Below are 15,164 nucleotides of genomic sequence, written 5' to 3' on the forward strand. Positions count from 1 at the left end.
CCATGATTCCCTTGTCGTACGCGCAGCGGCGGATGTGGTTCATCAACCGCTTCGAAGGCCCTTCCTCGACATACAACATCCCGTTGCTCCTGCGGTTCCACGGGGCGCTCGACACCGGTGCGTTGCGCGCGGCGTTCCAGGACGTGATCGTGCGCCACGAGGTCCTGCGAACGATGTTCGGAGACGTCGACGGCCAGCCCTTCCAGCGCATTCTCGACCCGGCCGAGATCGAGCTGCCCTGGAAGGACTGGGGCCGGGTGGCTCCCGACCGGGTGCCGGGTGTGGTGTCGTCGGTGGCCGGCAGCTGGTTCGACCTGTCGGTCGACATCCCGCTGCGCGGGTGCCTCGTACAGTGCGGTGAAGAAGAATTCGTATTGGTTCTGGTGATTCACCACATTGCCGGTGACGGTGGATCGTTGGCGCCTTTGGCGCGCGATGTGTCGGTGGCTTACCGGGCCCGGGTGGCCGGCAGTGCGACGGAATGGTCCGAACTGCCCGTACAGTATGCGGATTACGCGTTGTGGCAGCAGGAATTACTGGGGGACAAGTCCGATCCGGCCAGTGTTCTATCGGTTCAGACGGCGTATTGGCGGGAGGAGTTGGCGGGGGTTTCGAAGCCTTTACCTCTACCTTTGGACAGACCCCGCCCCGAGGTGGCGAGTTTCCGGGGCGGGTCGGTGGAGACCGGGCTGTCAAGTGAGTTGCTGGCGCGAATCGAGGGGTTGGCGCGGGCTCGTGGTGTGACGGTGTCGATGGTGCTCCAGGCCGCGTTGGTGGTGTTGTTGCATCGGTGGGGAGGTAGTAGAGATGTCACCGTCGGGTCGCCGATCGCGGGCCGCACGGATGAGGCGCTGAATGATCTGGTGGGGCTTTTTGTCAATACGTGGGCATTGCGCGTGCAGTTGAACTCGGAACGGTCGTTCGAGTGGGTGCTTGACCAGGTTCGGCGGAAGGCGCTTGCGGCATACGACAATCAGGATGTGCCGTTCGAGCGGCTCGTGGAGTTGTTGAGGCCGGAACGATCGACCGCTCATCACCCGTTGTTCCAGGTGGTGTTCGCGTGGCAGAACAATGTGCCGCCGCAATTGGACATGCCCGGTCTGACGGTGTCGATGGAACCCCTTCCCACCGGCACCGCAAAGTTCGATCTGTTCTTCAATCTGGCGCCGGACGAGTCCACCGGATCGGTCGTGGGCGAAATCGAGTACGCCACCGATCTCTTCGACCGCTCGACGGTGGAGGACATCGCGGCGCGGTTCGTGCGCGTGGTCGAGCAGGTGGTGGCCGACCCGCGGAGCACCGTCGGCGCCGTCGACGTGCTGACCGACGCGGAGCGGAAGCACAGTTCGCCCGAAACCACCCCGGCTGCGCTGCCCGAGACCACCGGCACCCCGCTCGACGCCGAGGAACGCCGGAAGATCCTCGTCGAGTGGAACGACACAGCCCGCGAATTCCCCTGCCCGGGACCGATTCACCTGCTCTTCGAGGAGCAGGCCGAGCGGCGGCCGGACGCGATCGCGCTGCGCTGGGCCGGGGGAACCATGACCTACGGCGAGCTGAACAGGCAGGCGAACCGGATCGCTTGGGAACTCAAGGAACGGGGCGTCGGCCCGGAGACCGTCGTCGGAGTCGGCACCCCCCGTGGTCCGGTCATGATCGCCGCCGTGTTCGGCGTGCTCAAAGCGGGCGGGGCCTACCTGCCCCTCGAACCGTCACTGCCGGCCGACCGCGTCGCCGGTATGCTCGCCGACGCCGGGGCGAGCGTCGTGCTGTCCACGCCCGACACCGAACGCTGGGCTGTCCCGGACGGTGTCGAGCTCGTCGAGGTGGGCGGGCCCGAGGCGTCGCCGGCGTCGCTCTCCCCCGAGGCCGAGCGCAATCCGGAGCCGGTCGCCGGGCCGGACAACACGGCGTACATCATCTTCACCTCCGGCAGCACCGGAAGGCCCAAGGGCGTCGCGGTCACCCACCGACCGGTGCACAACCTGCTCAACTGGTGTTACAGCACCTTCGAGTTCGGCCCCCACGACGTGGCCCTGTGCGTCACCTCGCTGGGCTTCGACCTCTCCGTCTTCGACATCTTCGGCCTGCTCGGCCGGGGCGGCGGCCTCTACATCGCGGACGCCACCCAGCAACGCGACCCCCGGCTGCTGCTCGACGTCCTGCTCACCGAGCCGATCACCTTCTGGGACTCGGTGCCCACCACCCTCAACCAGGTGGCCTCCCTGCTCTCCGGGAACACCGGGTACGAGGGAACCGACGACCTGCGCCTGGTGTTCCTCTCCGGCGACTACACGCCGCTGTCCCTGCCCGACGAGGTCCGCAGGGTGTTCACCGGCGCCGAGATCATCAGCCTCGGCGGGGCGACCGAGGCGACGGTGTGGTCCAACTACTTCCGAGTCCGGGACATCGATCCGCAATGGCGCAGCATCCCCTACGGCCGTCCCATCGACAACGCCCGCTACTACGTGCTCGACGAGAACATGGAGCCGTGCCCGGTCGGCGTCGAGGGCGACCTCTACATCGGCGGGGACTGCCTCTGCGTCGGCTACGTCAACCGGCCCGAGCTGACCGCGGAACGCTTCATCGACGACCCGTTCAGTGCGCGGGACGGCGACCGGCTCTACCGGACCGGTGACCGCGCCAGCTTCTTCCCGGACGGCAACATCTGCTTCCTCGGCCGCGCGGACAACCAGGTGAAGCTGCGCGGGTTCCGCGTCGAACCCGGCGAGATCGAGCACACCCTCACCCGCCATCCGGCCGTCCGCCAGGCCATCGTCACCGCCCGCGAGGACCACCCCGGCGACCTGCGCCTGGTCGCCTACGTCGTCGCCGACACCGAGGCCGTGGACAGCGCGCGCGGGGCGGACGAGCAAGTCGGGGAGTGGCAGGAGGTCTACGACCAGGCATACCTGGACGCCGCCGACCGCGAGCTCGGCGAGGACTTCACCGGCTGGAACAGCTCCTACACCGGTGAGCCGATCCCGCTCGACGAGATGCGTGCCTGGCGGGAAGCCGCGGTGGAACGCGTCCTGTGCTGGTCACCCAGGCGCGTCCTCGAACTCGGTGTCGGCTCGGGCCTCCTGCTCGCGCACCTCGCGGGCCGGGTGGAGGAGTACTGGGCCACCGACTTCTCCTCGTCGGTGATCGAGCGGTTGCGGCACCAGGTGACGCGGGCCGGCCTGTCCGACCGGGTCCGGCTGCGCTGCCAGGCCGCCGACGAACTCTCCGGACTTCCCCGGGGCGGATTCGACACCGTGGTGCTCAACTCGGTCGTGCAGTACTTCCCGAACGAGCGGTACCTCGAACAGGTCCTGAACGGCGCCTGGGAACTGCTCGCACCGGGCGGCCGAATCGTCCTCGGCGACATCCGGCGAGCGAACTCGCTGCGGGTGCTGCAGGCGGGCGTCCAGCGGGCGAAACACCCGGACGCGGCACCGGCCGTGCTGCGCAACGCGGTGGAACAGGCCGTCCTGCTGGAGAAGGAACTGGTCGTCGACCCCGCGTGGTTCCTGCGATGGTCGGAGCGGACCGGGGGAGCCGGCGTCGACGTCCGGATCAAGGACGGCACCCACCACAACGAGCTCACCCGGCACCGCTACGAGGTCGTGATGCACAAGCCGGGCGCCGGGGAACCGGGCGAGTTGCGGCGGCTGGACGCCGTCCCCTCCCTGGTCTGGGACGGACACCTGGGCCGCCTCGCCGGCCGGGTGCGCGACCACGCCGCGCCGGTCGTGCGGATCACCGCCGTTCCGAACGCGCGCCTGACCGGGGAGGTCACGACGGCGCGCGACCTTGGCCATGAGGACTCCGCCGCGTCACAGGTGCCGTCGCTCGACCCGGCCGACGTCCGGGCGTGGGCCGCGCGGCACGGCTGGGACGCGGTGGTGACCTGGTCGGCGAACGCAGTCGACCAGGTCGACGTGATCCTCTTCCGGGACGGCTCGGTGTCCGGTGCGCCCCTCACCGGAACGTACGTGCCTGCGGCGGGCGAACGCGCGCTGGTCAACGACCCCGCGGACGCCGGCGCCATCACCGCGCTGCTGCCCGCCCTGCGCGCGTACCTGCGGGAAACCCTGCCCGAGTACATGGTGCCGGCCGCGATCGTGCCCATCGGCAGCGTGCCGCTGACGGACAACGGCAAGCCGGACCGGCGCGCGCTGCCCGTACCGGACTACACGGCCGGCAGCGGTGGCCGGGCCCCCTCCACGCCAGAGGAGGAGTCGCTGTGCGCGCTGTTCGCCGCGGTGCTCGGACTCGACCGGGTCGGCGTGGACGACAACTTCTTCACCGTCGGCGGGCACTCGCTGCTGGCCACCCGACTGGTCAGCCGGGTTCGCGCCGTGCACGGCGTGGAGATCCCGATCCGGCTCGTCTTCCAGGCGCCCACGGTCGCCGAACTGGCGGCACACCTGACGACCCTGAGCAACGTCCGCCCGCCGCTGCTCCCCCAGGACAGGCCCGAGCGGCTGCCGGTCTCCTTCGCCCAGCAGCGGCTGTGGTTCATCCACCGCTTCGAGGGGCCTTCGGCGACCTACAACGTCTCCCTCGCCCTGCGGATGCGCGGCGAACTCGACGCGGCGGCGCTCCGCCGGGCCGTGCACGACGTCGTGGTGCGGCACGAGTCGCTGCGCACCGTCTTCGGCGAGGCTGACGGGCAGCCGTACCAGCAGATCCTGGAGCCGACCGCGATCGAGGTTCCCTGGCAGAAGCGCGAGGTCACCGAGGCCGAACTCCCCGACGCCCTGCGGGATGCGGCGCGCCTGCCGTTCGACCTGGCCGGCGAGATCCCGCTGCGCGCATGGCTGTTCCGGATCAGCGAGCTGGAGTCGGTGTTCCTCATCTGCGCGCACCACATCGCGGCGGACGGCTGGTCGGCTCTCCCGCTCGCCCAGGACCTGACCGCGGCGTACGGGGCCCGCCGCGGCGGCCGGCCGCCGGAGTGGGAGCCGCTTCCGGTGCAGTACGCGGACTACACCCTGTGGCAGCGGGAGCTGCTGGGGAACAGCGACGCCCCGGGCAGTCTGTACCGGCGTCAGCTGGACTACTGGACGACCCACCTGGCCGAACTGCCGGAGACCGTCGAACTGCCCACCGACCGGTCACGGCCCGCGGTGGCGTCGTACGCCGGCGATCTGGTGCCGCTCGAACTCGACGACCAACTCACCGAGGGCGTACGACGGTTGGCCCGGGAGACCGGCGCCACGGTGTCGATGGTGCTGCAGGCGGGGCTGGCCGCGATGCTCACCAGGCTGGGCGTGGGCACGGACGTGCCGATCGGTTCGCCCATCGCCGGACGCACCGACGAGGCGCTCAACCGGCTGGTCGGCTTCTTCGTCAACACATGGGTGCTGCGGGCAGACACCTCCGGCGACCCCGGCTTCACCGAACTCGTCGGCCGGGTGCGGGAGACGAGCCTCGCCGCGTACGACCACCAGGACATTCCGTTCGAGCACCTGGTCGAGGTGCTGAACCCGGTGCGATCGCCCGCGCACCACCCGCTCTTCCAGGTGTGCCTGGCGCTGCAGAACAACGCGCGCCCGGAGTTCGCCCTGCCGGGCCTGACGGTGTCCGAGGAACCGTTCAGCATCGGCACCTCGCGCTTCGACCTGTTCATCAGCCTCACCGAAATCGACGACGACGGGCCGGCCCGGATCGACGGGTCCGCGGAGTACGCGACGGAACTGTTCGACGCCGGGACGATCACCACGCTGCTCGAACGCTGGCTGCACTTCCTGCGCCAGGTGGTCGCCGCGCCGGACACACCCATCGGGGCCGTGGACATCCTCGCCGACGGCGAGCGCGCGGCGCTGACCCGGTGGGGCGGCCAGGGCCGGGACGCCCGGTTTGTGGCCGGCACCCTCCACCAACGGTTCGCCGCCACGGCCGCCGCGACCCCGGACGCGACCGCGCTGGTCTCCGCGGACGGCACGCTCAGCTGGACCTACGCCGAACTGGACCGCTGGGCCAATCGCATCGCCCGCCACCTCCGGGCACGCGGCGCCCGCCCGCACACCCGGGTGGCGCTCGTGCTCGAACGCTCACCGCTGCTCATCGCCGCGATCCTCGGGGTGCTGAAGACGGGGGCCGCCTACGCGCCGATCGACCCCACCCATCCGCCCGAGCGCATCGAGTTCATGCTCGCGGACCTCGCCCCTACCGTCACCGTGGACGAAGGACTCGCCGACGAGGACCTCGACGGGTACCCGGACTCGCCGCCCGAGGCCGTCGGCGTCGGCGAGCAGAGCGTCGCGTACGTGATGTACACGTCCGGCTCCAGCGGCCGCCCCAAGGGGGTCGAGGTGACCCACCGGAACGTGGTCGACCTCGCGCTCGACGGCTGCTGGGGTGCCCACCGCCGCGTCCTGGTCCACTCGGCGCACACGTTCGACGCGTCGACGTACGAGCTGTGGGTGCCGCTGCTCGGCGGCGGCACGGCGGTGGTGGCACGCGCCGGCAGGCCGGACACCGCGGAACTGGCCCATGTCATCGCCGAGCGGGCGGTGACCGGGCTGTGGCTGACCGCCGGGCTCTTCGCCGTGATGGCCGAGCAGCACCCAGAGTGCTTCAGCGCCGTCCGCGAGGTGTGGGCGGGCGGTGACGTACTCTCGCCGACCGCCGTCCGCCGGGTCCTCGACGCCTGTCCCGGCCTCACCGTGGTGAACGGGTACGGCCCGACGGAGACCACCACGTTCGCTGCCCGGCACCGGGTGTCCTCGGTGGACCGGTGCACCGACCCGCTGCCGATCGGCGAACCCATGGACGGCAGCCGGCTGCTGGTCCTGGACGACCGGTTGCGGCCGGTGCCGCCCGGTGTGGTGGGTGAGCTGTACATCGGGGGGGACGGGGTGGCCCTCGGGTACGCGGGCCGGCCGGGCCTGACCGGCGTGCGGTTCGTTCCCGACCCGTTCGGGCCGCCGGGGGCGCGGATGTACCGCACGGGCGATCTGGTGCGCTGGAACACGGCCGGGAGCCTTCAGTACTTGGGCCGGGCCGACAACCAGATCAAGCTCCGCGGCTTCCGTGTGGAGCCGGGTGAGGTCGAGGCGGTGCTGCGCGAGCAGGACGGTGTGGCGCATGCGGTGGTCGTCGCGCGCCAGGACCGGCTCGGTGAACGCCGACTGGTCGCCTACGTGGTACCCGACGCGTCCGCGTCCTCCGACGGCGACGCCGTCGAGCACGTCGGCGAGTGGCGTGAGATCTACGACGACATGTACGGCGAGACCGCGGTCGACCCGGGCGGGGTCGGCGAGGACTTCACCGGATGGAACAGCTCCTACACCGGCCGGCCCATCCCGCTGCCCGAGATGCGGGCCTGGCGCGAGGCCGTGCTCAAGCGGGTGCGCGACCTGCACCCGCGCCGGGTGCTGGAGCTCGGCGTCGGCTCGGGCCTGCTGCTGGGACCGCTGGCGCCGGAGGCCGAGGAGTACTGGGGCACCGACTTCTCGGCACCCGTCATCGAGCGGCTGCGTGCCCAGGTCGCCGCCGACCGGCGGCTGTCGGACAAGGTGTCCCTGCGCTGCCGGCCGGCCGACGACCCGGACGGTCTGCCGGCGGGGTTCTTCGACACGGTGATCCTCAACTCGGTCGTGCAGTACTTCCCGGACGCCGACTATCTCACCCGGGTGCTCGACATCGCGATGGACCGGCTCGCGCCCGGCGGACGCATCGTGATCGGTGACGTCCGCAACTACCGGACCCTGCGGACGTTCAGCGCCGCGGTCCACCGTTGCCGACAACCGGACGACGGCCCGGCCGCCGTGCAGGCCGCGGTCGAACGCGCGGTGCTGGGCGAGAAGGAACTGGTCATCGACCCGGGCTACTTCACGCGCTGGGCCGAGGCGCGTCCGGACGCCGTCGCCGACATCCGCCTCAAGCAGGGCGCTCACCACAACGAGCTCACCCGCCACCGCTACGAGGTCGTGCTGCACAAGGAGCCCGGCCGACCGCTGCACCTGGCGGACCTGCCCGCGGCGGTCTGGGGAGCGGACGTCCATGAACTGGCCGACGTGGAGACCGCGCTGGCCCGGCACGGCGGCCAACTGCGCCTGACCCGCATCCCCAACTCCAGGCTGGCAGGCGAGGCCGGCGAGTGGGGCGCCCCCGTAGAGTCGGGGGGCACGCTCGACCCCGCCGAGCTGGAGGCATGGGGCACCGCACGCGGGCTCGCCGTGTACTGCACGTGGTCGGCACAGGCGGCGGACTGCTTCGAGGCGGTCGTCCTGCCCGACGTCGACGCCTCCTGCTGCGACGGCGTGTACCGGCCGGCCGATGCCCCCTCGTCCCGCCTGGTGAACGTGCCCGCGGTGTCCCGCCGCGTGTCACGGCTGCCCTCGCGGCTGCGAGAGCAACTCGCGGGCCGACTGCCGGAGTTCATGATGCCCGGCGAGATCACGGTCCTCGACCGGCTGCCGCTCACCGAGAACGGGAAGGTGGACCGCGCCGCACTGCCCGAGCCCGACCCGACCGGCGGCGACTACCGCGCGCCGCGCACGCCGCGCGAGGAGGAACTCGCCGGGCTGTTCGCCGAGGTGCTGGGCCTGGACCGGGTCGGGATCGACGACGACTTCTTCGCCTGCGGCGGCCACTCCCTGCGGCTGACCCGCCTCGTCTGGCGGATCCACGAGAAGCTGGGCGTGGACGTGCCGATCCGGACGGTGTTCCAGTACCCCACGGTGGCCGAGCTCGCCGCGCAGCTGTCCGCGGACACGCAGGTGGGCTTCGAGGATCCGTTCGCCGTGCTGCTGCCGATCCGCACCGAGGGGGAGAAGCCCCCGCTGTGGTGGCTGCACCCGGGCGGCGGGCTGAGCTGGCCCTACATGGGCTTCGCCCGGCACGTGGACCCCTCCTGGCCGCTCTACGGCATCCAGGCGCGCGGCTTCGACGGAACCACACCGCCGGCGAACTCCGTCGAGGAGATGGTCGACGACTATCTGCAGCAGGTGCTGGAGGTCCAGCCGAGCGGCCCCTACCACCTGCTGGGCTGGTCCTTCGGTGGCACGCTGGCCCACGCCATGGCGGCGGAACTGCAGCGCCGCGGGCACGAGGTGGCGCTCCTGGCGCTGCTGGACTCCGCGCCCTCCAGCCACTTCGCCGACCTGGAAGCTCTCGACGAGGCCATGGTGCGCCGATTCCTCGCCAATTACATGGGTCACCTGGCCGGCATGGAGGAGTACCCGTCCCTGGTGGCCACCGCCTCGTCGATCTTCGTCGGGCAGATGGAGCAGATGCGGCGGTTCACTTCACCGCGGTACCGCGGCGATGTCGTCTTCTTCAACGCACTCCTCGACCCGGAGACACACGACAAGCGGGAGTTGGAGGAGGAACTCGAGGTGCTGTGGCAGGAGCACGTCGACGGCCGGGTGCAGCGCATCGACGTCTCCTGCGCTCACAACGAGATGTACTGGCCACGGAACGCGGCTGAGATCAGCCGATTCATCAACCGGATTCTGCGGGCCGCGAAGTGACCCTGACCAAACCCCTGACCGGTGGAAAGTGATCTGGAGGACACGGGTGAGCACCAATCCGTTCGACGATGAGAATGGCCGGTTCCATGTGCTGGTCAACGACGAGGACCAGTATTCGCTCTGGCCCACGTTCGCCGAGGTGCCGGCCGGCTGGCGTATCGCCTTCGGGCCGGCGGGACGGGCGGAGAGCGTCGCCTACGTGGAGGAGAACTGGGCCGACATGCGGCCCCGCAGTCTTCAGGAGGCGATGAACCGGTAAGCCACAGCGCCGTGTTGCGGGGAGCGGGCCCCGGGGCCGCCCGGAACACATCGGTGCTGCCGCCCGATTGCCAGCCATAACGACCGAACTATCATGGCTTTCCACCAGTTACGCACGCACGGCAGACGTAAGTGCGCCATATGCAGGCACAGATGGTGACCCATTATGAGCGTCAACGGGGAGGCTAGTGCTGTGGGAGGCACAAACAGCGACGTCATGTTCGTCCGATGGCCGGCACAAACGGACCTTCGGAATCGATGTAAGAGGGAAGGCTTACCCCGTCTTCTCGTCGTCGAGGGAGGTGCACGTCCGCCGGTCTGCAACGACCCATTTGAAGACTGGGTTCGTGCACCGATATCTCGGGATGACCTGGATGCTCGGGTCAGAGCGTTGCAGAACCGGCTCGACAGCCGTCAGGTTCCGACACTCGATTCGGCCGGAACGCTGAGTTTCGGACAGCAATCCATCACCATCTCGAATGCCCAGACCGAACTGATGGAGCTGCTCATAGAACACTTCGGGGAGGTGGTGTACCGGCACGAACTCGCGCAGCGCCTTGCCGAGCGAGTGCCGATGCCGATGGTGACGAGAAATTCGCTCGACCTGCACATCATGCGCCTCCGTCGCCGCCTGTCCCCGATGGATCTGGTCATCCGGACCGCGTGGGGCCGCGGCTACGTGCTGGAGAACGCGGTCTCCTGACCAGGGACCGGTGGTTGTGCCCGACCGGCTCGGGGGGCCTGGCGGCTCGGCGGGAAAGGAACTCAAACGTCGCTTGACCCGCCGTTTCGCCCGTTCACTGTTCTCTCAGCGCGGCCAGGCGGAGTCCGTCCTGTGACGGTGTGAGGACAGCCGTGCCGTCGCTGATGTGCAGGACTGCGTCGGCCCTGTCGAGGGTTGTCCGGTCGAGCGGGATGTAGCCCTGCCGCGGGGTGGTGTCGGTCCGCGTGCGGGCGGGAGCGACCGTGGTGCCCGTCGTCAGACCCCAGGTGCTGGTACGGCTCTGGAGGAAGCCCTCGTAGGTGTCCGGCTCGGGATCCCGAAGCCCTATGGCTTCGCTGCGGCCCAGGCTGCCCGCGACGAAGGTGTACTGCTCGCCCAGCATCGACCCCACGATGGTGCCGGCGCCGGACCAGGTGACATCCATGTCCGCCTGGTGCCAGGAGCTCTGGTTCCGCTGCAGGTGGAGGTTGTGGGCGAAGACCAGCGTCGCGCCCCGTCGTCCCTCGTCGCTTCGGATGTCGAGGAGGTTCTGGGCCATGAGCGCGTCCCGGACGGCGAGCAGGCGGGAGAGCCGTGCACTGAGGTCGAGGTGCTGTGCTGCCTGCTTGTGATACCGCAGCAGGCCGAGCCCGGCGGTGAGGTGCGTCTTGGCCCGGAGCCACTCGGCGTGTGAAGCCGCCGCGGTCCTCTCCGGCGCGTGCGCGTAGAGCAGGGTGAGCATGTCGTCGGCGATCAGTCGCAGCCGCTCGGCCTCGGGCGTGGCACCGATCGACATGGCCGGGTCCATGACCGCCTCCGTGCGGCTCCAGCGTTCGTCGTCTCCGAGGAGCCCCGCGAGGTCGAGGTCGAGTCGCAGGTAGTCGCGGGCGTGTTCGAGGTAGCGCCGCGGGCTGGGTGCGCCGGCGTTCTCCAGCGGGGCGTCGAAACCATGGAAGGCCAGGCACTCCTCAGGCGGCCGGTTCTGGTTGTGGTCGCGCATCCACGCGATAAGTCGCCTGTTGGTTTCCAGGTCGCCGAAGCCGTGGGAGAAGCCTTCGCTCATCACCGTGTCGAGGCTTCCGATTCCCTCCTGGACGAAGTCGTTCACGATGAGCGCGGCCACGCGATCGGTTTCGAGGGCGATCGACCGGAAGCCGCGCTCGGCCAGCTGAACGAACAGTTCGTTGCGGACCCACCCGAAGGCGGGTTCCTGGTGCGTCGGTTCACCGAGGGCCAGTACGTCACATGGGGCGATGGTTAGGTCCCGAATATCCTGTCTCATGTGTCTCATGTGTCTCAATTGAACCATTGAAAGACCCTTTGAGACTTTCGAAGGCTTCAGCTGCCCAGTTGCCGCTCAGCCGTGTTGTGAAGTTTCAAACCGTTGGTCAGGTCGCGGGAGGGGCGGGGCGATGCCGAGGAGGGCCACGTACTGGCCGAGCCGGACGGCCGCGTCGAGCATCGAGACCCCCCGGGTGGTGAGTCTTCGCCGCCAGTCGTCGAGGGCGGCGGACAGCGCCTCGGTGCCGCCGGCCGTACGGAGCTGCTGGACCACGGTGGAGATGTGCTCCAGCGAGTAGCCGCCGCGCCTGAGGAGATGGGCGAGTTCCGCGTCGCGGATGTCGTTGGCGCCGTACATGCGGTGTCCGGTGACCGGCTCGCGGGCGGGGGCGAGGATGCCCGTCTCCTCCCAGTTGCGGAGGGTCGCAGCGGTGACGCCGAGGCGGCGGGCGAGTTCTCCGATGCTGAGGGTCTCGGTGCCCGCGGGTGCGTGCGCGGCGGTGTCCGCGCCGGTGGTGAGGTGCTCGACGGCCTGTCCGACCGCGTCCAGTGTTACCCGGTCACGCAGCAGTTGGGCGTGGCCGCGGTCGACGGCGGTCAGCGCGGCGTCGAGTTCGCCCGCGTTGAGCGCCCCCATGATCTGCCCGCTCAGTGCGTAGCCGTGCGCCGGGATGAGCGCCAGATAGGCGCGCAGGGCCGCCGCGTGCACCTCGGTGTAGGTCCGGTAGCCGGACGCGGTGCGTTCGGCCACCGGAATGCATCCGTCCCGCTCGTAGTTGCGCACCGCCTGGGTCGAGATGCCGTGCTCGCGGGCGAGATCGAAGGGGCGCAGGTAATCCACGGTTTTAAACTTTAGCGCACCAACCCTTGCAGCCTTTCCTAAAAAGTTTCAACGGGTATTGCAGGTATACGCTTGAGCGTCAGTGAGCAGGGAAGTTCAGCGGTTCGTCCCGAGAAGGGAAACCTGGTAAATGCCGGCAGCGATCGAAGTGGCTGGACTGTGTAAGAGTTTTGGACCGGTGGCGGCACTCGATCACCTTGACCTCACCGTGCCGGAGGGCACGGTGCACGGGCTGCTCGGCCCCAACGGAGCAGGCAAGACGACCGCCGTCCGCGTCCTGAGCACCCTGCTCAGGCCGGACGACGGGATGGCCGAGGTCTTCGGCGTCGATGTCCGCGTCGACCCATGGCGGGTGCGGTCCACCATAGGACTGACCGGCCAGTACGCCGCGATCGACGAATTGCTGACCGGGCGCGAGAACCTGCACATGATCGGCAGGCTGTTCCGGCTGTCCAAGCCCGACTGCAGGGCACGCGCCGGCGAGTTGCTGAAGCGCTTCGACCTGGGCCAGGCGGCCGACCGGCAGGCGAAGACGTACTCGGGCGGGATGCGCCGCAGGCTCGACCTCGCCGCGAGCCTCATGGCACGGCCCAGACTCATCTTCCTCGACGAGCCGACCACCGGCCTGGACCCGCGCAGCCGCCTCGATGTGTGGCGGATCGTGGGCGAGTTGGTCACGGAGGGCACGACCGTGCTGCTCACGACGCAGTACCTGGAGGAGGCCGACCACCTCGCCGACTCGCTGTCGGTGATCGACAGGGGCAAGGTCATCGTGAGCGGCACACCGGACGAACTCAAGGCGCAGGTGGGCCATGACTGGGCCGACGTGGCCCTCATCGACGGCGCCGCCGTCGAGAAGACCAGGGAGATCCTGCGGCGGAAGCTGGGCACCGAGCCGGTCGTCGACCTGGAGACCATGCGGGTGCACGCGCCGCTGTCCGACGGCGGCACGCTGGCCGATCTGCTGCATCTGCTCAGGGGCTCCGGTGTCGCGATCCGCGACGTGGCCGTCCGCCGCCCCACCCTCGACGACGTGTTCCTCGCCGTCACCGGCCACCCCGCCGAGCGCAAGACCGACGAGCAGGACGCTGGAAAGGACGGTGAGCGGTGATGGCGTCCACGACCTTGAAGCCGCAGAGCGACACGGTGACCACGCGGCCGCAGAGCGGGTTCTCGTGGTGGGCCTCCGACGCGTGGGAGATGGCGCTGCGCAACACCCGCCACATTCTGCGCAGCCCCGACCTGGTGATGCTCTCGCTCCTCCAGCCGGTGATGTTCATCCTGCTGTTCGCGTACGTCTTCGGCGGCGCGATCGACGTGAAGGGCGGGGACTACCCCCAGTTCCTGCTGCCCGGCATCTTCGTGCAGATGGTGCTCGTAGGTTCGGCCGCCGGTACCACCATCGGCGTGGCCACGGACATGCGCCACGGACTGATGGACCGCTTCCGTTCGATGCCGATGAGCCGTTCCGCCGTGCTCGTCGGCCGCACGCTCTCGGAGGTCCTGCGCAACGTCGTCGCCGTGAGCGTAACGCTCGTCGTCGGCCTGCTCATCGGCTTCCGCTTCCTCGACGGCTTCCTGTCAGCGCTCGGCGGCATGCTGCTGTTGCTGTTCTTCGGTTACGCGCTGTCCTGGTTCGGTGCCTTCATCGGTCTGTCCTTGCGCAACGCGGAGGCCGCCCAGGCGGCCGGCACCATATGGATCTTCCCCTTCAGCCTGATCTCCTCGGCCTTCGTGCCGACCGAGACCATGCCGGGATGGCTGCGGGTCTACGCCGACCACAGCCCCATGACCGCAGCCGTCAACGCGCTGCGCGCACTGTTCAGCGGCGGCCCGGTGGGCAGTTACGTGCTCCAGACGCTCGCCTGGTCGATCGGCCTGATCGCGGTCTTCGCGCCGCTCGCGGTGCGCAAGTACGCGTCGCGCTCCCACTGACCTGCAGCGCTGACCAGCGAGCGTGCGGCCGGGGGACGGACGATCTCCGAACCCGGCCGCATGCCTTGTCCGTGGACTGATGCGCCGTCACTTCGATGGGAGCCTTCATGACGGAGGCTCTTGCAGCGGGGCTCGCAGCGGGCCCCGGCAGAGGGGTCTCGCCTCCCCGGTAAGGAGCGATGTCGTGACGCCGTCCGAACGGGGTCGGATGACGGACGGCCTCCAACGGCTCATCGACATCACGCTCTACCTGGCGTCCGAGCTCCAGACCAACCCCGTGCTGCGCGGCGGGGTCCGGCTCGCCGTCGAGCAGGGCGAGTTCGGCATGCGGGACGCCGAGCCTTACCGGCAGTGGGTGGACACCTTCCGCACCCAGCTCCAGGCGGCCCGGGCCCGTGACGAACTCGGTCCCGACGTGGACGAGGACGAGTTCGCTGTGGTCCTGGTGAGCGCGTTCTCCGGTACCCAGCTGTTCTCGCAGGTCACCACAGGCCGGGCCGACCTGCCCGAGCGGATCTGCACCCTCTGGCGGTATCTGCTGCCGGCGGCCGCGTCCGCCGAGGCCAGGGGATCGCTCACGGTCAGTCCCCACAAGCACCGCCGCACCGCCGCACGCAAGCGGTGAGGGCGACCGTCCTCGGCGCGACGGGGTTCGTGGGGGCCCTGTCCTGCGTGAACT

At 69.6% G+C, this 15,164-nt stretch carries 8 protein-coding genes; 6 read left to right on the forward strand and 2 right to left on the reverse strand.

Going from position 1 to position 15,164, the window contains the following annotated elements; translation table 11 throughout:
- Window positions 1–2: 2 nt before the first annotated feature.
- From NLX86_RS19500 to NLX86_RS19510, 3 genes are all read left to right on the forward strand, one after another.
- Window positions 3–9,467 carry a non-ribosomal peptide synthetase gene (locus NLX86_RS19500; RefSeq protein ID WP_254373012.1) on the forward strand — a complete coding sequence of 3,155 codons (9,465 nt, stop codon included), beginning with the start codon at window positions 3–5 and terminating at the stop codon, window positions 9,465–9,467.
- A 46-nt stretch (window positions 9,468–9,513) separates the two neighbouring features.
- The gene (locus NLX86_RS19505) at window positions 9,514–9,726 is read left to right on the forward strand and encodes an MbtH family protein (protein WP_254373013.1); all 213 of its coding nucleotides are present in this window, start codon (window positions 9,514–9,516) and stop codon (window positions 9,724–9,726) included.
- 390 nt (window positions 9,727–10,116) lie between these two features.
- Complete coding sequence (locus NLX86_RS19510; protein WP_254373014.1) at window positions 10,117–10,428, forward strand: winged helix-turn-helix domain-containing protein; 312 nt, start codon at window positions 10,117–10,119, stop codon at window positions 10,426–10,428.
- A gap of 94 nt (window positions 10,429–10,522) precedes the next feature.
- Here NLX86_RS19510 and NLX86_RS19515 read toward each other — a convergent pair whose 3' ends face one another.
- Together NLX86_RS19515 and NLX86_RS19520 are read right to left on the reverse strand one after the other, a co-directional pair.
- Window positions 10,523–11,710 carry an erythromycin esterase family protein gene (locus NLX86_RS19515; protein ID WP_254373015.1) on the reverse strand — a complete coding sequence of 396 codons (1,188 nt, stop codon included), beginning with the start codon at window positions 11,708–11,710 and terminating at the stop codon, window positions 10,523–10,525.
- Window positions 11,711–11,785: 75 nt separating this feature from the next.
- Window positions 11,786–12,541 carry a TioE family transcriptional regulator gene (locus NLX86_RS19520; protein WP_302061527.1) on the reverse strand — a complete coding sequence of 252 codons (756 nt, stop codon included), beginning with the start codon at window positions 12,539–12,541 and terminating at the stop codon, window positions 11,786–11,788.
- 139 nt (window positions 12,542–12,680) lie between these two features.
- Between NLX86_RS19520 and NLX86_RS19525 the strand changes: the two genes are divergently transcribed.
- From NLX86_RS19525 to NLX86_RS19535, 3 genes are all read left to right on the forward strand, one after another.
- A complete protein-coding gene (locus tag NLX86_RS19525; protein WP_254373017.1) occupies window positions 12,681–13,661 on the forward strand; it encodes an ATP-binding cassette domain-containing protein in 981 nt (326 codons plus the stop codon).
- Window positions 13,661–14,485 (forward strand): ABC transporter permease, encoded by an 825-nt coding sequence (locus NLX86_RS19530; RefSeq protein WP_254373018.1) that lies wholly within the window; start codon window positions 13,661–13,663, stop codon window positions 14,483–14,485. Before NLX86_RS19525 ends, NLX86_RS19530 begins: the two co-directional genes overlap by 1 nt.
- Window positions 14,486–14,669: 184 nt before the next feature.
- The gene (locus NLX86_RS19535) at window positions 14,670–15,110 is read left to right on the forward strand and encodes a hypothetical protein (protein ID WP_254373019.1); all 441 of its coding nucleotides are present in this window, start codon (window positions 14,670–14,672) and stop codon (window positions 15,108–15,110) included.
- Window positions 15,111–15,164: the final 54 nt, after the last annotated feature.

Source organism: Streptomyces sp. A3M-1-3 (assembly GCF_024213665.1).
Classification (GTDB): Bacteria; Actinomycetota; Actinomycetes; order Streptomycetales; family Streptomycetaceae; genus Streptomyces.

What these genes read in the sequence shown, in the direction of transcription:
- NLX86_RS19515 (WP_254373015.1), bottom strand. Translation starts at nt 11,710, where the DNA reads ATGAGACAGGATATTCGGGACCTAACCATCGCCCCATGTGACGTACTG.
- NLX86_RS19500 (WP_254373012.1), top strand. Translation starts at nt 3, where the DNA reads ATGATTCCCTTGTCGTACGCGCAGCGGCGGATGTGGTTCATCAACCGC.
- NLX86_RS19525 (WP_254373017.1), top strand. Translation starts at nt 12,681, where the DNA reads ATGCCGGCAGCGATCGAAGTGGCTGGACTGTGTAAGAGTTTTGGACCG.
- NLX86_RS19530 (WP_254373018.1), top strand. Translation starts at nt 13,661, where the DNA reads ATGGCGTCCACGACCTTGAAGCCGCAGAGCGACACGGTGACCACGCGG.